At 65.6% G+C, this 16,913-nt stretch carries 19 protein-coding genes and 2 pseudogenes; 12 read left to right on the top strand and 9 right to left on the bottom strand.

Going from position 1 to position 16,913, the window contains the following annotated elements; translation table 11 throughout:
• Positions 1–506 precede the first annotated feature (506 nt).
• The 6 genes from AC5WS7_RS33830 to AC5WS7_RS33805 are packed head-to-tail and all read left to right on the top strand — an operon-like array spanning position 507 to position 5,126.
• Positions 507–1,907: a purine-cytosine permease family protein gene (locus AC5WS7_RS33830; RefSeq protein ID WP_495958690.1), complete on the top strand. Its 1,401-nt coding sequence runs from the start codon at positions 507–509 to the stop codon at positions 1,905–1,907.
• A gap of 60 nt (positions 1,908–1,967) precedes the next feature.
• Positions 1,968–2,192, top strand: a complete 225-nt coding sequence (locus AC5WS7_RS33825) for a hypothetical protein (protein ID WP_495958689.1) — start codon at positions 1,968–1,970, stop codon at positions 2,190–2,192.
• 43 nt (positions 2,193–2,235) lie between these two features.
• Positions 2,236–3,036 carry an SDR family NAD(P)-dependent oxidoreductase gene (locus AC5WS7_RS33820; RefSeq protein ID WP_495958688.1) on the top strand — a complete coding sequence of 267 codons (801 nt, stop codon included), beginning with the start codon at positions 2,236–2,238 and terminating at the stop codon, positions 3,034–3,036.
• On the top strand, positions 3,033–3,794 hold the full coding sequence (locus AC5WS7_RS33815) for an SDR family NAD(P)-dependent oxidoreductase (protein WP_495958687.1): 762 nt from the start codon (positions 3,033–3,035) through the stop codon (positions 3,792–3,794). Before AC5WS7_RS33820 ends, AC5WS7_RS33815 begins: the two co-directional genes overlap by 4 nt.
• Before the next feature lie 41 nt (positions 3,795–3,835).
• The gene (locus tag AC5WS7_RS33810; protein ID WP_495958686.1) at positions 3,836–4,651 is read left to right on the top strand and encodes an SDR family oxidoreductase; all 816 of its coding nucleotides are present in this window, start codon (positions 3,836–3,838) and stop codon (positions 4,649–4,651) included.
• 40 nt (positions 4,652–4,691) lie between these two features.
• Positions 4,692–5,126 carry a hypothetical protein gene (locus tag AC5WS7_RS33805; protein ID WP_495958685.1) on the top strand — a complete coding sequence of 145 codons (435 nt, stop codon included), beginning with the start codon at positions 4,692–4,694 and terminating at the stop codon, positions 5,124–5,126.
• Here AC5WS7_RS33805 and AC5WS7_RS33800 read toward each other — a convergent pair.
• The 6 genes and pseudogenes from AC5WS7_RS33800 to AC5WS7_RS33775 all read right to left on the bottom strand — a co-directional run bounded on the left by AC5WS7_RS33800 (position 5,120) and on the right by AC5WS7_RS33775 (position 9,770).
• On the bottom strand, positions 5,120–5,758 hold the full coding sequence (locus AC5WS7_RS33800; protein WP_495958849.1) for an NAD(P)-dependent oxidoreductase: 639 nt from the start codon (positions 5,756–5,758) through the stop codon (positions 5,120–5,122). The two genes, AC5WS7_RS33805 and AC5WS7_RS33800, sit on opposite strands and share 7 nt — an antisense overlap.
• Positions 5,759–6,107: pseudogene (locus tag AC5WS7_RS33795) on the bottom strand (DUF899 family protein); the annotation flags it as partial.
• 68 nt (positions 6,108–6,175) lie between these two features.
• The gene (locus AC5WS7_RS33790) at positions 6,176–6,883 is read right to left on the bottom strand and encodes a hypothetical protein (protein WP_495958684.1); all 708 of its coding nucleotides are present in this window, start codon (positions 6,881–6,883) and stop codon (positions 6,176–6,178) included.
• Between the two features lie 69 nt (positions 6,884–6,952).
• Entirely contained in the window at positions 6,953–7,792 is an 840-nt protein-coding gene (locus tag AC5WS7_RS33785; protein ID WP_495958683.1) for an SDR family NAD(P)-dependent oxidoreductase, read from the bottom strand.
• Entirely contained in the window at positions 7,764–8,519 is a 756-nt protein-coding gene (locus tag AC5WS7_RS33780; protein ID WP_495958682.1) for an SDR family oxidoreductase, read from the bottom strand. Before AC5WS7_RS33780 ends, AC5WS7_RS33785 begins: the two co-directional genes overlap by 29 nt.
• A gap of 312 nt (positions 8,520–8,831) precedes the next feature.
• Positions 8,832–9,770, bottom strand: coding sequence for a LysR family transcriptional regulator (locus tag AC5WS7_RS33775; RefSeq protein ID WP_495958681.1), 939 nt, complete (start codon positions 9,768–9,770; stop codon positions 8,832–8,834).
• A 69-nt stretch (positions 9,771–9,839) separates the two neighbouring features.
• Here AC5WS7_RS33775 and AC5WS7_RS33770 point away from each other — a divergent pair, with 69 nt between their 5' ends.
• The gene (locus AC5WS7_RS33770; protein WP_495958680.1) at positions 9,840–10,586 is read left to right on the top strand and encodes an SDR family NAD(P)-dependent oxidoreductase; all 747 of its coding nucleotides are present in this window, start codon (positions 9,840–9,842) and stop codon (positions 10,584–10,586) included.
• Positions 10,587–10,746: 160 nt separating this feature from the next.
• On the opposite strand, the pseudogene AC5WS7_RS33765 reads toward AC5WS7_RS33770, so the two are convergent.
• From AC5WS7_RS33765 to AC5WS7_RS33755, 3 genes and pseudogenes are all read right to left on the bottom strand, one after another.
• Positions 10,747–10,968: pseudogene (locus tag AC5WS7_RS33765) on the bottom strand (Tn3 family transposase); the annotation flags it as partial.
• 180 nt (positions 10,969–11,148) lie between these two features.
• Positions 11,149–11,853, bottom strand: coding sequence for a TetR/AcrR family transcriptional regulator (locus AC5WS7_RS33760; protein ID WP_495958848.1), 705 nt, complete (start codon positions 11,851–11,853; stop codon positions 11,149–11,151).
• 148 nt (positions 11,854–12,001) lie between these two features.
• Positions 12,002–12,877, bottom strand: a complete 876-nt coding sequence (locus AC5WS7_RS33755; protein WP_495958679.1) for an alpha/beta hydrolase — start codon at positions 12,875–12,877, stop codon at positions 12,002–12,004.
• Positions 12,878–13,050: 173 nt separating this feature from the next.
• On the opposite strand from AC5WS7_RS33755, the gene AC5WS7_RS33750 reads away from it, so the two are divergent.
• From AC5WS7_RS33750 to AC5WS7_RS33730, 5 genes are read left to right on the top strand one after another with little or no spacing between them, the layout of a single operon-like run.
• Positions 13,051–13,662, top strand: coding sequence for a VOC family protein (locus tag AC5WS7_RS33750; RefSeq protein WP_495958678.1), 612 nt, complete (start codon positions 13,051–13,053; stop codon positions 13,660–13,662).
• Positions 13,659–13,916 carry a hypothetical protein gene (locus tag AC5WS7_RS33745; RefSeq protein ID WP_495958677.1) on the top strand — a complete coding sequence of 86 codons (258 nt, stop codon included), beginning with the start codon at positions 13,659–13,661 and terminating at the stop codon, positions 13,914–13,916. The genes AC5WS7_RS33750 and AC5WS7_RS33745 overlap by 4 nt, the downstream gene beginning before the upstream one ends.
• Positions 13,913–15,175 (top strand): alpha/beta hydrolase, encoded by a 1,263-nt coding sequence (locus AC5WS7_RS33740; RefSeq protein WP_495958676.1) that lies wholly within the window; start codon positions 13,913–13,915, stop codon positions 15,173–15,175. The genes AC5WS7_RS33745 and AC5WS7_RS33740 overlap by 4 nt, the downstream gene beginning before the upstream one ends.
• A 4-nt stretch (positions 15,176–15,179) precedes the next feature.
• On the top strand, positions 15,180–15,755 hold the full coding sequence (locus AC5WS7_RS33735) for a flavodoxin family protein (RefSeq protein ID WP_495958675.1): 576 nt from the start codon (positions 15,180–15,182) through the stop codon (positions 15,753–15,755).
• Between the two features lie 26 nt (positions 15,756–15,781).
• Complete coding sequence (locus AC5WS7_RS33730) at positions 15,782–16,894, top strand: FAD-dependent monooxygenase (protein ID WP_495958674.1); 1,113 nt, start codon at positions 15,782–15,784, stop codon at positions 16,892–16,894.
• Positions 16,895–16,913: the final 19 nt, after the last annotated feature.

The following is a 16,913-nucleotide window of genomic DNA, read 5'->3' as shown; positions in this document are numbered from 1 at the left end:
GCACTGTACACAAAAGTGTATTCATTTTGGAGGCGACGACTTGACCACGCGGTGTGCGCCGATGACCGGTTCAGTCTCGATGCCGAACTCCCGGCACGCGGGACCCGAGGTTCACGTTGACATTCGGCGGCGGATCCGAGGTGGACGGTGCACCCGTCGGGTTCGTGCCGACGTGCCGAAATGGCGACCGGCGTCGCAGCGGGTCTCGTCGCTGATGAAATTGTTCGACGGCCCCGCAGTGCCAGGGCGGCGAAGTGACCGGCATGCGGCCAGACACCTCCGCGCATCGGAGGAATGCGCCGCCACGCCGCGGCTGCGGTGCAATGAAGAACGGCTGGCCGCCGTGCTGATGCATTCGCGAAACCTGCAACCCCCGGTAGGAATATACCGATAGCCCGAAGCTCTCCGTATCGAAATCTCAATCGCTACTATTTATTGTATACAGTTGTGAACACAGTTTGGGTATAACTATGCGTACCCGGACTTTAGAAAATTCTGGAGGCGTTATGCCGGCCCTGCCCGCGCAGCATTCCGTTGCCGATAAAGAATACGGCGCGCACCCGGTGCCTTCCAACGCTCGACTGGGCCGCTGGCAGGTCACCATGTCGTACTGGTCCCTGCTCTCGGCGATGGTATGGCTGTTCTACGGCGCCCTCGCGGCGAGTTTGTACGGAACCCGCGACGCGATGATTGCTATTGCGCTGTCAACCGTGGTGTTCGCGCTGGCGAACATCATGATGACACGACTGGGAATTCGCCACGGCGTCAATTCGACGCTATTGACGAAATCCCTGTTCGGACGGTGGGGATCTTTGCTCACCGCCCTGCTCGTTGCGGCCACCGTGCTCTACTACGCGATATTCGAGTCGAGCACCCTGGCGGTCGCCTTCCGGAGCTACGTCGAGCACGGTGACATCCGGCTGTGGTATGCCGTGATCGTCGTCGTGATGCTGCCGCTCATGCTGGGCAGCGTCCAGTCATGGATGGCCAAGCTCAACGGTGTCCTGCTGCCGTTCTACCTCGTCGGTCTCGTCTCCATCCTGATCGCGGCGGGCGTGAAGTTCGGCCACGGCTCGCACTGGCTCAGCTTCTCCGGAGTCGTTCCCGCCGAAGGTCGTTCGTTTCCCGGCTGGATGCTCTGCTTCGTGCTCTACATGGGCATCTACATCACCATGCCGACGACGATCGACTTCGCGCGATTCGCCCGGCGCGAGGACGAGAGGTTCCATGAGGTCGTCACCTTCGGATGGGTGTTTTACCTGCTGCTGTTCATCCTCAACGGCTTCGCCGGCATCTATCTGGTGCAGCTGGTGCTGCCCACCGAGCCGGCCTCGGAAACCGGTGTGGTGCAGGCTGTTCTGGCCAGCCTGGGATGGATCGGCCTGCTGTTCATCGTCATCTCGCAGACAAGGGTGAACACCCTGAACTACTACCAGTCGAGCACGAATTTCGAGCGGATCCTCAGCACGGTCACCTCGGTCCGTCTGCCTCGCTTCGTCTGGGTGATCGCCGTCGCCGTCGTCGTGTTTCTCATGATGCTCACCGATGTCTTCAGTTATCTGCAAACCGCGCTGAACTGGCAGGGCGTGCTCGTCATCGGATGGGTCGGTGTGGTTCTGACGCATTTCGCGCTCAGTAGGCGAGACCGGCGGTTCGGCCCGGTGGTCGACGAGAGCATGCCGCGCGTCGGCTGGGGCCTGATCGCGTGGATCGTGCCCTCGATCGTCGGCATCCTGCTGCTGGAAGTGCCATCGGTGCCGGCGGCCGCCAGGCAGTCGGCACAGTTGATCGTCCTTGTTCTCTCGGCAGTGCTCTACACGGTGACCTATCTGCTGACCCGCCGGGCCGATGACGCGGCAACTGTCGCGCGGGTCGACGGCGCCGAAGTGCCCTCGGCCGTCCACTGAATCATCAGCGGCCTCGGCCGTCGCGCCCACGGAACCATTTCCGACAGAACAGGATTACTGGTGAATTTCGAAGCGCTGTTCGCGCCCGGTCGTATCGGACCCCTGGAGATTTCCAACCGCATTCTCGAGTCTCCGCAGGGCACGGCGACGTCGAATGCCGACGGCACCGTCAGCGCGCGCACCGTGAACCACTACCTGGTCACCGACCGTCGGACGACCGGTCTTCGGGTTCACGAGACCGGGTCGGCGAAGACACCGGGCCGAGTGTGTGCGGGCAGCCGGTGAACCGGGCAACGATCACGAAAACACGAGGATAGAAGGAGAACTCATGGGTGCACTGGATGGCCAGGTCGTAGTGTTCACCGGCGCCGGCGCCGGCATCGGCCGCTCGGTGGTCACGCGGTATGTCGCCGAGGGCGCACGGGTCGTCGCCGTCGACATCTCCGACAGGGTCGAGGACCTCGCCGGCGAGCTGGGCACGGCCGTCGTTCCGGTCGTCGCCGATGTGGCTACGTGGGAAGGCAATCGCGGCGCGGCTCAGGCGGCGTTGGACCGATTCGGCAGGATCGACGTCTTCGTCGGCAATGCCGGAATCACCGACAACGCCCAGCCGCTCGAGGACATCCGGGGTGCAGACCTGCCCGCAGCGTTCGGCGAGCTGTTCGGGGTCAACGTGCTCGCTCCGATGCTCGGTGTCCGCGCCTGCCTCGAATCGCTCATCGAAACGCGCGGCAGCGTGATCCTGACCGGATCATTCGCGAGTACGAACGCGGCCGGGGGCGGCTCCCTCTACACCGCTTCGAAACATGCCGTGCACGGGCTGATCCGCCAGCTCGCGTACGAGTTCGCGCCGGACGTCCGCGTGAACGGGGTGGCGCCCGGCGTCGCCCCGACCCGGCTGCGTGCCACCGCCTCGCTCGGCCAGGTCGCGACCGATTCGGTCCTCGACGGCACCGAGCGGGCGCTGCCCACCCAGGAAATCGCGCCCGTCTCCGCCTACGACGGAGTGTTCACGATGCTCGCGTCGCGCACCGAATCGGCCGCCATGACAGGCACGCTCGTCACCGCCGACAGCGGACTGTCGATCCGCGGCATCGCCAAGCCGGGCGGCCGGGTGAGTCGCGCATGAGCAGGCCGGATCTCACCGGCAGGACCGCCATCGTCACGGGTTCACGACGGGGCATCGGCGCGGCGATCGTGCGAGAGCTGTTGGATCACGGTGCCACCGTCGTCGTGTGCGGGCGGGGTGAAGCCGGCGTCGCAGACCTGGTTCGGACGCTCGACACCACAGCGCCGGGACGGGTGCGCGGGTGCGCGGCCGACCTGACCACCGCATCCGGGCGTGAGCACCTGCTCGAGACCGCGGCCACAGTGGACATCTTGGTCAACAATGCCGGGGGATTCACCCGGGTGATGGACACCCTCAGCGCGACGCTCGACGAATGGAACGACCAGCTCGCCGTCAACCTGACTGTGCCGTTCCTGCTGTGCCAGGCCGTGCTGCCGGCGATGATCAAGCGAGGCTGGGGACGCATCGTCAACATCGGGTCGATCGTGGCATCCGCTCCGCAGCTCGGCAACGCCATCGGGTACGCGGCGGCGAAAGCGGGGCTGGCCGGGTTCACCAGGCAGCTCGCCGCCGAGGTAGCGCACACCGGGGTGACCGCCAACGTCGTCAACCCGGGCACGATCGGCACCGAACATCTGCGGGACTACCTGGCCGTGTCCGACCAGATGACCGAGCAGTCGCTGGCCGGCCGCATTCCGGTCGGCAGGCTCGGCCGCCCCGCCGAGATCGCCGGCGTCATCCCCTATCTCGTGTCCGACGCGGGGGCATTCATCACCGGGGCGGTCCTCGACATCAATGGCGGCGCGATTCACGCCTGACCACATCGTCCGCGGGAGAACAGCTCGAAAGGAAGAACGAAATGGCAATCCTGAACGACAAAGTCGCACTGGTCACCGGCGGCGCAAACGGTATAGGCCGGGCGGTCGTCGAAAAATTCCTTGCCGAAGGCGCGCGGGTCGCAGTGCTCGATCGTGATGTCGACCGCGCGAAGGCTCTTGCCGCCGACCTCGGCGCCGATGTGCACGTGACGATCGGGTCGGTCGAGAACTTCGCGGACAATCGACGCGCGGTCGCCGAGGCCGTCGAAAGCTTCGGCAAGCTCGATATTTTCGTCGGCAACGCCGGTGTGGGCGCCGGCAATCTCCTGCTCAGCGAGATCCCGGCGGACCGACTGGAGGCGGCGATCGACGAGATCTACGCGATCAACGTCAAGGGCTACCTGCTCGGGGCACGCGCGGCCGTCCCGGAGTTGTTGCGCACCAACGGGAATATGGTGTTCTCCTGCTCGCTGGCCAGCTACCGGGCGGTGGACGACGGGGCGCTGTACGTCTCGACCAAACATGCCGACCTCGGGATCGTGCGGGGGCTCGCCTGGGAATTCGCACCCGAGGTCCGGGTCAACGGGGTGGCGATCGGGGTCGCGCGGACCCGGATGGAAGGCCTCGCCGCGCTCGGGCAGCAGCCGATCGATGCGGTTCTCCCCGGCGCCGAAAACGTGATCCCGCTCGGTTTCATTCCGGAACCGAATGACTACGCAGCCGGTTTCGCGTACCTGGCCTCCGCGGAAGCGCGCGTGGTAACCGGCGAGTGTCTCTGGGCGGACAGCGGATTCGGAGTTCGCGGGATCGGCTCTCCGGCTGGTTCGACCATGCTCGAAACCAAATGCAGGCAGTGAAGGCGCCGGGCGTTGCGGTTCATGGTGCATGAGGGGCACCATGAACGCGACGGCGTTCATCGAGTTCCATACCGGCCTGCTCGGCGAGACCGATCGGCCTATACATTCCGCCGTGCTGGACTACTGGAACACCCGCCTTGCCCCACGACTGTTCAGCGGCGACGACCCCACGCCCAAGGTTTTCGTCGCCGCGGCCGGAATCGTCGAGATGGCCGGATGGATGGCCCACGACGCCGGCCGCGACGACCGCGCCCACCGGCAATTCCGGCGCGCTCTGGACCTGTCCACACTCGGCGGTGATCGCCAGCTCGCCATCCACATCCACGCCGGCCACGCACACCTGCACCGCCACGGCGGCGAACCCGGCACAGCCATCCGCCAGGCATACGACGGCGAGATGACCATCGCTGCCGTATCGATTCCCTCCGGGCCGCATAGACGGCCTGGGAGGACAAGGCCTCTTTCGTGTCAATAGGCGACGGTGAATACTGTCCTGTGCCGGGTCGGCTTCTCGATCTCGTCCACGAAGGCGATGGCGTAATCCTCACCGCTGATGTACGAGGTTCCCTCGGCGTCGACCAGCAGCACATCGTCTCCGACTCTGAAGGTGCCGGTGCGCTCGCCGCGGTTGCCCGCGTTGTACACGGCCGGCGGGGACAGGCTGAACCAGTCCACGTCCTCCGGGAGCGCGCGCAACTGTGCCATCACCGCAGCGTGAGCATTGCCGTCTTCCCGGAATTCCTCCGGGAAGAGTGCGGTATCGAGCACGCGCGGCCCGTCTTGCGTGACGCGCAGATTTCCCGCACCGCCGACGAGGCCGAGGCGCGCACCATTCTCGGATACGATCCGGCCCAATGCCGGAATGTACTCGGCCAATCCCGTGCCATGGGCCTGCAAGGCAACCACCAGCACATCGGCGCCGGTTGCGACATCCCGCACGAAATTCTCGTCGAACAGCGTACCCGGACGGACATCCAGATCGCTGCGGCTCGCCAGCGGGTCCGTATTGCGTGCGATGGCAACGACCCGATATCCGCGAGCCGACGCCTCGGTCGCGATGTTGCCACCGGTATAACCGGTGGCGCCGAATACTGCGATCGTCGTCATTGTGCTCCTTGAAGAATGGGGATGATTTGCTGCCGGCCTGGCGGTCGTCCGGGCCGTGCCGTATTCGTCGTGTCGCTTCAGCCACGAGAATCGCGGCAACCGAGGGGAGCCGTCGGGAGAGTCTTCCCAGTCTTCCTGGCGTCCGAGTGCGGTGAAGTCGAGGGAACTCAACGTGGCGCCCATCGAACAGGTCGAGCAGGTGGACGGTTCCGTTCGGCCCATCGAAGAGGTATTCCTGGTCGATCGTCAGCCACCGCATTCGTCTGCGGTCGGCGGCCAGAGCATCGCGTGCGCGAGTCAGATCTGTCTCCTTCGCCAACAGCCGCACGCGCGCGGCCTCCCATTCCATCGGTGTGACGACCGGGGTCGGTGCGTGTCGTTGTTCATCGTGATGTCCTCAACTTGGGAGAGGGCGGATCACGAGAGGGTGATATCGGCCATGTCGATGGCGACCAGGACGATCTGGTCGTCGCCCATCATTGTGTGAGCCCGGCGGGTGGCTGGGATGATGATGCCGTCAATTTCGCGGTAGTCGGTGGCGTAAAGCTGTGATTCGGTGGCCGGGTCGACGATGTCGATGGTGAAATCGTGGCGGCGCAGCAGCCCGTCGGGGCCGAAGCAGAACACCTGCTGACGGGTGTGGGTCTTGATGTCGTCGGGAAAGGTCACGCTCAATCGCCGCCACGTTTCACCCTCGACCTCGATCGGGGCGACCTCGTCGCACACGAACCCCGGCCTGGTCAACAAGAACGGCGTATTCATATACGTCCACAGGGCTTCCCCGGTGAAATACGCCAGATGCAAGTCGTCCCACGGGCTCTGGAAATCGTGGCCGGCGAATGACCGCTCCGGATCCTCGCGCGTGCCGATCACCGTGCCGTCGGGCCGCTGAAGCACCACCCGGTCGGGCTCGAACAGCGAACGTCGGTCCTGAGTGCGGTAGTCCATGGTCAGTTGCTGCCGTGTGGTGTCCACCTCGAAGCGAACATCACTCATCGCGTCTGCCTTTCCCTTCATCTGCCAGAAGGCGCCGCTGATGGCCGCGTCAACGCGGATCGTCTTGATCTGGTTCCACCGGTCCAGACCGCCGTGCGCGGCGACCGCGGTCGCGAGTAGATCGTTCACTGATTGCTCCTCTGGTTCCGATAGGGGTCTGCCCGACCGCCGGCGTCGTGGCGGTCGGGCGGGATGGGGTTAGTCGACGATGAGTCCGCCGGTCAGATTGGCGACGGTGCCGGTCATCGCCGAGGCCCGGTCGGAGGCCAGCAACACCGCCGCTTGCGCGAGTTCATCCAGTGCGGTCAATCGCTTGCGGTGGGTCATCGCACCCTCCATCTCGAGCAATTGATCCTTCGCCATACCGATCGCATCCGCGTGCAACCCGAACACGGTGTGGATGGTCGGTGTCTCCGCCATGCCGGTGGTGCGCAGGCAGATCGTACGGATCCCGTGCTGTGCCCATTCCGCTGACAGCGCCCGGTTGAGACCTTCCATGGCCGCCCAGCCAACGCTCATCCCACCCACCAGAGGCATCGGCAATCGGGCCGGTTCGGGGGTGTTCATCATGATCACCCCTGATCGTTGGGTGATCATGTGTCGTGCCGCGGATTTCGCGGTGACGAAATGAGCCCGGGTATAGGTTGTGATCGGGCGCAGGAAGTTCTCGACCGGCAGGTCGGTGAACGGGATTCCCTGCAACCCTTGTGGGGAGATTCCGATCGCATTGAACGACACGTCGATGCTGCCCGCGTCGGCGACGACCGCGGCCAGATGGTCGGTTACCGCTTTCTCGTCGTGTGCATCCACCACAGCGGTCTCGGCCGTGCCGCCGGCGGCCGTGATTTCTTTCGCTACCGCTTCGATGCTGTCGCGATTACGGCCGGTCAGAAATGCTCTGGCACCCTCGTGGGCGAATGCGCGGGCCACCGCGCTACCGATCGCGCCGCCTGCGCCGTAGACGACGATGTTTTTGTTTTCCAGCAACATAACCTTCTCTTCCTGTAGTTCACGCCAGCGCGTGAAGACCATTGCCATTGAGCTGATACACCCGATGCTCGTCGTGGCTGCCTGGCGTCTGGCACAGCCGCGCGACCTCGGATCCGACGAGGTCCGGGGTGAGCAGTGGTTGGAATCCCGCCGCGAAGGTGGCGGTGTCGATTCCCTGGCGGCCGGCGTAGGCGGCCACCCCGGCGGCACCGAGTGCGGTGGCGGGCGTCAGTTGCGGCAGCACGGTGGCAAAGCCGATGCCGAGCCCGGCGCGGCGGGATTCTTCGGCGGCGTATCCGGCGAGGAATCGGATCATTGCCTTCGCACCCGAATATCCGCCACTGAGTGGCGAGCCGCCCAGCGCTGCGCCGCTGGATATCGCCACGACCAAGCTTCCCGGCGGCAACGGGTGCCGCAGGGCCGCACCGATCCAGTGGAATGCGTGTTGGGTGTCGACCTGCCAGTTACGGCTGAACGATTCCCATGTCTGCTCGTGTACCGGGCCGATACCTGGAATCGCGCCCGCGTTGAGCACCAGCAATGTGGGCCGGTATTCCTCGATCACCGACGTGGCCGTCTCCGCGGCGGTCGCGTCCGCGGCCACCGGGATGAACGCCGAACCCAGTTTCCGGTGTACCTGCGCCAGCGCGTCGGCAGTGCGCGCGACACCGACAACCCGATGCCCTTGGCCGATCAGTGCAGCGGCGATCCCGGCTCCGAAGCCGCGGCTGGCACCGGTGACCACCGCCGTACGCGGCTGCTCCGCCGGACTCACCTCGACCCACCCGCGGAAAGCCGTCCGAACCTCTCAAATCGGCTGCGTGCCTGATGCTGAATCACGACCGTTGCGGTCATGCCGATCACCTCCTACATCTACAGAGGCGCGCACACCGCGAAAATCATCGGTGCCCGATCCGGCCACGAACGCCGAGTTCAGCCGGGCGTCGGTGTTGTGATGTCTCGCGAGACATCCCATAGTGCCCAGGGCTGGACGCGAATCAGCGATGCCCGGAGGCGGTGCGGTTCCGCGAACGTGATGGGCTGCGCCGAGTTTTGGGTCAGAAACGACCGTTTACGCCCATTTCGGTCAGGCGGTTGTTGATCGTGTGGGTCGGATCGGCGGCGTGCGACGGATCTCCGTGGTGGCGACATCGACGGCGCGCTGGGATGTCTGGTCGCGATCGGCTGTGGATGCGATGTCGCTGGCGTGGTGCAGAAAGGCGTCCAGGGCCGGCGACTCGGTTTCCGGTAGCCACGCAAGGACCGACGTGGTCGGTTCGGCGTCCGAGACGGGCAGGCAGGGCAGGCCGCGTGGGACCTGACTCGCAGCGGATGCGGGAAGCAGCGCTACTGCGCGGCGGGTGGCGGCGAGGTGGGTGAACTGCCCTGTGTCGCGGATCAAGGGTCTGTTGTCGGTTCCCGGTCCGGGAGCTGTTTCCGGCCAGCGGGCGATCGGTTCGCCGATCAGGTCGGACATGGACAGGGCAGCCCGCGATGCCAGCGGGTGGTCGGGCGCGAGGACCGCGATCTGGGTTTCGGTGATCAGGTCGAGGGTCTGCAGCCCGGTGAGATCGTTGTTCGGGCGGTGCAACAGCGCCAGGTCGGCGCGACCGTCGCGCAGCATGACGATCCGCTGGTCGACACTGTGAACGATCTCGACGGGCACCGCGGCCGGATCGGAGCGGAAGCAGCACAGGATCCGGTCGATCAACCCAGCATCGGTTCCGGCCTTCATGGCCAGCACCAAGCGTGCGTCTACGCCGGCGCGCCGCGTACGGCATGCAGCCCCGGCCACAGCGTCGAGCGCGCGAGTTGCCTCCCGCCACAGCACTTTTCCGGCGGCGGTGAGTTCGACGTTGCGGCTGGTGCGGTACAGCAGGGTCACCCCGAGGCGCCGTTCCAACCGCGCGACCGCGCGGGACAGCGCCGGCTGGGCGATTCCCACTTTCTGGGCGGCCCTCCCGAAATGCAGCTCCTCGGCGACGGCCACGAAATAGACCAGGTCCCGAGTCTCGAGCAGATCCATTCCGTCAGGGTATCGACCGAGAACAACTCGGTCCTGGTGTCGACGGCCATCCGGTGCTGAGCTGGGGACATGGACACAGAACGTGCATCGATCGCACTGATCACCGGTGCCAATCGCGGAATCGGATACGAGATCGCCGGTGGATTGGGTCGCCTCGGCATGACCGTCCTGGTGGGCGCTCGCGACCTCGATCAAGGCAAACACGCTGCCGCCCGGTTGTGTGGCGATGGCATCGACGCGCAAGCTGTCGGACTGGATGTCACCAGCGGCGATGATCCAGCCGCGGCGGCCGCGTGGATCGACGCGCAGTACGGCCGCTTGGACATGCTGGTGAACAACGCCGGTATTTCCGGAGCCCGCCAGGGTCAGCTGCCTGGATCGGTCGATCTCGACTCCCTTCGTGCGGTGTTCGCCACCAATGTCTTCGGCACCGTCGCCGTCACCGAGGCGATGCTGCCCCTACTGCGCCGTTCTCCCCGCGCTCGTATCGTCAACGTCACATCCGGTCTCGGCTCGATGACCCGTATGACCGACCCGCAGGACTACTTCACCGGTCTGTCCGCCAATCTCGGCTACGCGCCGTCGAAGTCCGCTCTCAACCACATCACCGTCCAATACGCCAAACACCTCGCTCCCGAAGCCATCCTGGTCAACGCGGCCGATCCCGGCCCCTGTGCGACCGACTTCACCAAAGGTCTCCCCGGTGTGACCCGCACCGCCGCGGATGGCGCTCGCATCGTCGTGCGCCTGGCCACTCTCGAGGAGAACGGGCCCACCGGCGGATACTTCAACGACACCGGCTCGGTGCCGTGGTGAACACCGCCGGGACCGGTTGCGGTACGCAACGCGTACAGCATCTCCGAACTCACAAGTGACCAGGTGGTCCGCCGCGAACGAGAAGGTTTCGACCTGCAACGTGCGTTCGTATCGAGGCCCTCGGCAGAACGCCCGACAAGCACCTGCGTAGTCACCATGATCAGAACAGGGTGTGGCGTACCCGCAGCGGCCTATCCGGTCGGCCCCAGCGCTGCGAGTTCGGCCTCGATGTCGACCTCGATCGCGCCGAAGAAGTTGATGTTGGCGCTGTGCGCCGGACTGATATGAGCCAGCACGTCCTCATCGCCCCGGCGCCCGGCACGCGCATCTGCTCGACAGCGAGCCCGTAATACTCTGTGGTCCAGGCGATCACGGCGTTCGTCGTGCAAGGCGGGTTCGTCCTCATGCAGGCGTCGCGTGCGATCGAGAGTCTGGCGCGCGCGGTGGACGCCGCGTTGTTTCATCCTGCACTCGAAAAGTAATGAGAATCAGTCGATCCGAGGGCGGAAGGTGTGCGCGATCCTTGATCTGCGGACCGGGCACAGCCGCGGATGGTCGGATCTCATCTCGACTGTGTCGGCGCCGTGCCGTCGCGGAGTGGGGTCGCCCAGCTGCCTTCTGCGTTGAGGAGGCGGGTCAGGAAGTCGAGGTCCTGCTGGATCAGTGCCACGGCGTCGAGGGGGGTCGGCGCATCTGGGGTGCGTCCGGGCTCTTGGGCCACCATCGCGACCGCGTTGTCCGCGATCTGTTCGGCCACCGGCTCGGCGGGGTGCGTCGGAGACGGGTGGAACCACCAGGCCACCCAGTTGCACATGCCGATGATCGACAGTGCCGTGATGCGAACGTCGACTGGACGGAAGCGGCCGCCGGTGATTCCCTCTTCGATGACAGTCGTGACCTCGCGGAGAACGGTTCGCCGGCCGTCGAGGTGTTTCTTCGCGATCTCCGGAGGCAAGGCCTGGTCGCTGCGGTCGAGTGTTCGGAACTGTGCCGGCTGTTCGGCGCGACTCAGGACCAGGGTGCGGACGAGCGCGCGCAGCTTCTCGGCCGAGTCGAGATCGGTGCGCTGTCGGACCTCCCGCAAGGAATTCGCCGCGCTCTGCGTCGTCGCCTCGACCATGGCGACGAGCAACTCTTCTTTGCTCTTCACATAGTTGTAGAGGTTGGGGCGGCTCAACCCGACCGCATCGGCGATGTCCTGCAGAGTGGTTCCGTCGTAGCCGCGTTCGGCGAACAGTCGCATGGCCTGATCGATGATCTCGCTCATGAGCAGTTTGCGCCGGGGTGCCGTGCCTCGTCGGGTCTCTGGGCGCCCACCGGTCTGTCTCGGCGCCTCGGAACCCTCTGCGGTTGCCATCTCCACCCTCTGTCCTAGGTCGCGGCGCGCGGCCATCCTCTGCGGTTGTCGGATCATGCTAGTCGTCGACCGCGGTTGCGCGCGTTGCGCACTCCCAGGCGAAGGCCAATTGCCGAAGGTGCAGCGCACGGGAGAGTCGATGATGGTCCAGGTTGTGACCGGCGTCCGCCTGGAGCTCGGCGTCCACCCAGGGAGCGGAAGTGAAGTACGCGGCGAAATTCGCCACTCGGCCCTTGTCGACGGTCCACAGGCCGTCGTGTTCGGCGAGTGTGTACTGCACGGGGACGACGACCGACGCGGCCAGTCTCGTCACGTCCTCCGGCCAGTTCCCGACGATTTCGAGCATCTCCTCACGAGAAACGGGCTCCACCGAAGCCTTCGCCAGCTCCACGACGTCAACGTCGACGGTCCTCTCCGGTCCGTACAAGAGGTTGCGGAGTTGCTCGGGCGGAAGCTCGACCGGTCCGCTCGGGAGTTTCTGCCAGGTATCGACTATGTAGTCGGGAGACCGATCGCTCACCCCGTGTATCGAGATGCCGCGCAATGGCCACTCCGGGCGATGTGCGGCGATGTGCACCGCGATTGCCGCGCCGATGGAGTGTGCGAGCAAGACCACGCCAGGGCGGTTCTCGCCGTGGGTGGCCCACAGCGCACCGATCGCGGCACAGAGGGCCGCGGCGCTGTCTTCGAAGGTCCGCTGACCTTCGGGAAGCGGATCGCTGCTGCCGTAGCCGGGACGGTCGAGCGCGAATATGGGAAACCCCGCCGCGCTGCCGACGTCGAGCAGCGAGTGGCCGGGCACATCGAAGTATCCGCTGTTGTAGCCACCGCCGTGCAGGGCGATGACCAGCGGCGCCCCCGCGGCGCCGGCGTCTGTCGCGATTCCGCAGATCCTGCGCCCACCGGCAGAGAAGTCCAACCGTGTCCTCGTCATGTCCCACGTCTCCTTCGTGATGCCTGTCGATAACTCAACGTCACAATTCTGACGCATCAGTACTTTACGCCGACTTGTGACGGGTGTCTGACGTACACGTCAGAATATTGACACTAACGACAGAGCCGTTCTACGCTTTCCGCACACAGTTCGTCTTCGAGAGGAATACGCGGATGACCTCCCCCGAGCACAGGCCGCTAGCGCACACGGTGCGGGGCGTCGACCATGCGGCCTTCCCCACCTTCGAGCCACGCGCGACCATCACCTTTTACCGGGATGTCCTCGGCTTCCCGGTCGTCCACGCAACGTGCGCGCTGGGGTGGGGCCCCGGCGACCACCCGGATTTCATCCACTTCTTCTTCGACATCGGCAACGGCGACCGGCTGGCCTTCTTCTACTACTTCGGCCTCGAGCCCTACCGCGACGCCGAGCTTCCGGAATTGCTTCACCGCGCCCGCCACCTCGCGATCCACGTGGACGACGAGACGGATCTCCTGGAGTACCGGCGCCGGCTGGACGAGAGCGACTGGCCGTGCGAACTGCAGGTGCGACACGAGACGGTGGAGTCGATCTACGTCACCGATCCCAACGGCTATTTGATGGAGATCACCCGTCCACTGCGCGTGATCACCACCGAGGACGACATCGACGCCAACCTGAGCGTCGATGCCCTCATGCAGGTGACCGACGAACCCGAGCCCAGCTTGGAGAAGTTCTTCGCGCGCAAGGCGAAGCTGATCGCCGAGCGGTACGAGGGCGAGCCGGAGCTGGTGACGTTCGCATGACAAGCCTTTTCGTCCTCGACATCGACGATTTCCGTCCGCTGGCCGAGGTCGCGGTCAAGGAGCCCGAAGTGACCGTCCGCCGGCGCGGGCCCTATCTCGAGATCGCCGCGGCCGGTTCGATCCGCATCGAGCGCAATGCCACGGGGTGTCGCAACGCCCTCTGGTACAGCGCGGTCGCTGCTGTCCAGGACGGCCGGATATGCCAGTGGGACAAGTCGGAGCTGGTGGTCGAGCCGATCGGTGCACAAGGATGAGCCCGCTTGCGGTGGATCGGCTGGGGGCGGGCCGGGACATCCATACGGCACAGATGCCGCCCGGCGTCACGACGTCCGTACATCAGCTCACCACCTTCGACGGCGCCAAGGTCGAAGGAGTGCTGCACGCGCTCGACGGCGCCACGACGGTGGTGACGATCATGCACCCGCGCCAGTCGGTCGCGCACCATCCGATGATCCCGCTCCTCCTGCGCGTCGGCGTCTCGGTCTGGACCCAGGGCACCCGCTCGCCGAACAACGACATCGCGCTGGTCCATGAGCAGGCGCTGCTGGACGCGGCCGCCGGGCATGTGTTCCTGCGGGACAACGGGTTCGAGGCGGTGTTGACCTTCGGTCATTCCGGGGGTGGGACGCTGTCGGCGTTCTACATCGAGCAAGCGTCCTTGGAACCGGAGTTGCGGCTGGACGTGACTCCGGCAGGCCGGACGATCGGACTGGCCGGCGCGCGGATGCCGCTTCCGGACGGCGCGATCTTCCTCGCACCGCACCCGGGCCAGGGGCAGGTCCTGCTGCACTGCATCGATCCGTCGGTCACCGACGAGTCGGACCCGCTGTCGGTGGATCCGGCGCTGAACATGTATTCACCGAGCAACGGGTTCGCCGAGCCGCCGGAACCGAGTCGCTACAGCGCGGAGTTCCTCCGCGCGTACCGGGCGGCTCAGCACGAGCGGATCGCCCGGATCGACGCCCGCGCTGTGGAACTGGCCGCCGAGACCTCGCGGGCCCGGGCGAGGTACGCCCGCACCAAGGACCCGGCCGCCCGCCGGGCCAGCCTCGCGCCGAGGATCATCACCACATACCGCACCGACGCCGATCCGTGCTACGTCGACCTGTCGATCGATCCGAACGACAGGCACTACGGTTCGCTGTTCGGTCGCCGCCCGGATCTGATCAATTACGGCCTGGTGGGCTTCGGCAGGCTCACCACTCCCGACGCATGGTTGTCGACGTGGTCGGCGAACCACACCAACGCGGACTTCATGCGGTGCGCGGCTGGAGTGCGGCTGCCGACGCTCTATCTCGAGTTCAGTGGCGACCAAGCCGTGCTCCCGCTTGCCAGTGTCCGGATGTTCGACACCTTGGCCGCAGCGGACAAGACCCGACATGTCGTGCGGGGCCAGCACTTCGGACAGCCTCTCGCGGACGGGGAGCCGACCGGGTACGCCGCCGCGAACGTCCACATCGAAAGCTGGATGGTCGATCGTTTCGCCATCGCGCCACCACAGAGAACGAGGTAAGGAAATGGGCTCCTCCATCGGAGTCGTGTATGACAGTGGCTACGGCCACACCGCCGCACAGGCCAGAGCAGTGGGAGAAGGCGCGGCGTCGCTCCCGGGTATCGACGTCGCGCTGTATTTCGCCGAGGAGGTCGCCGCCGATCCCCGACAACTCGACGACTGCGACGCGCTGATCTTCGGCACCCCGACCTACATGGGCAGCGGCTCAGCTGTCTTCAAGACGTTCATGGAAGCCAGCGCGAAGATCTGGCTGAGCCAGGGGTGGAAGGGCAAGCTCGCCGCGGGCTTCACCAACTCCAGCGGCCACTCCGGGGACAAACTCAACACACTCACACAGCTCTGGCTCTTCGCCATGCAGCACGGAATGGTCTGGGTCGGACTGGGGCTGCTGGACGGTAACGGACGAAGCACAGGATCGGATTCCGCGCTCAACCGGCTCGGCGCCTACGCCGGTGCCATGGCGCAGTCCAATTCGGACCAGGGCATCGAAGGCATGCGGGACAGCGACTTGCGGACCGCGTCAGCGCTGGGTGAGCGCGTCGCCCGCCACGTCGTGTCGTGGCAGGGAGGTGGACAGTGATGTCGGGAAAGTCTCTGAAGATCCTGGTGATCGGCGGTGGGCCCGCGGGCCTTTTCTTCTCGATCATCGCGAAACGAGCGGTTCCGACCGCCACGGTTCACGTCAGGGAGCAGAACCCGGAAGGCGTGACGTACGGCTGGGGCGTGGCGTTCAGTGAAAGCGCCGCGAACACGCTGCGTCCCGCCGCGCCCGACGTGATCGACGCGCTTACCGCGGGTACCCAACACGATCGGATGGTTCTCAGCCTCGATGGCGCCGATGTGCCGGTCCACGTCGGCCGCAGCCATCTCAACGCTCGCTGGTCGCTTCTCGCCACGCTCGAGAAATTCGCGCTCGAGGCCGGGGTGCGCATTGAGCACGATAGCGACGCGGTGGTGACGGAAGATGAGCTGGCCGACTGGGATCTGGTGGTCGGTGCCGACGGCGTCAACAGCCGCACGCGGGAGCGTTTCGCCGAGCACTTCCTACCGAATGTGGAACTCGGGACCAACTGGCTGGCCTGGTACGGCACCCCGAAATCCTATGCGCCGTCGATCATCCTCCAGAACAGCGAGCACGGGCTGCTCATGGTGCATGCCTCCCGCTTTTCTGCCGAGATGAGCAACTTCACCGTCGAGGTCGGCCAGGAGACATTCGACCGGCTCGGGTTCGCCGGTATGACCGAGGACGAGTCCCGTGCACTGTGCGAACGGTTGTTTGCCGACTCGCTGGACGGTATGCCATTGCGGAGCAACCACTCTCCCTGGTTCCAGACGAAGTTCGTCAGCTGCGCTCGGTGGACCCACCGCAACCTCGTACTGATCGGGGATGCCCTGCACACCGTTCACCCCTCCATCGGCTCCGGTACCCGGTTCGCGATGCGTGACGCGGTCTACCTGACGCGGGCGCTGACCGACGCGGGGTGGGACATCGAGGTCGGACTGGCAGCGTTCGAGGGGGAGCGCAGGCCCGTCGCGGACGCGTTCCAAGCTGCCGCCAGGCGCAGTATCGCCTGGTACGAGGGGCTTCCGTCGCGCACCATCACACATCCGACGAAGTTCGCGCTCGAATACCTGATGCGCACGGGACGAGTCTCCTACCGCGAGTTCCGGCGGGAGAACCGCGACGTCGTCCTCGGCTATGAGCGGGATCTGCGGTGACGACCGCGCCGGAAGAAGA

This window comes from Nocardia sp. PLKS1-43 (assembly GCF_059510335.1).
Note: the sequence above shows the minus strand (reverse complement) of the source record. Positions and strands in the feature narration are given on the sequence as shown.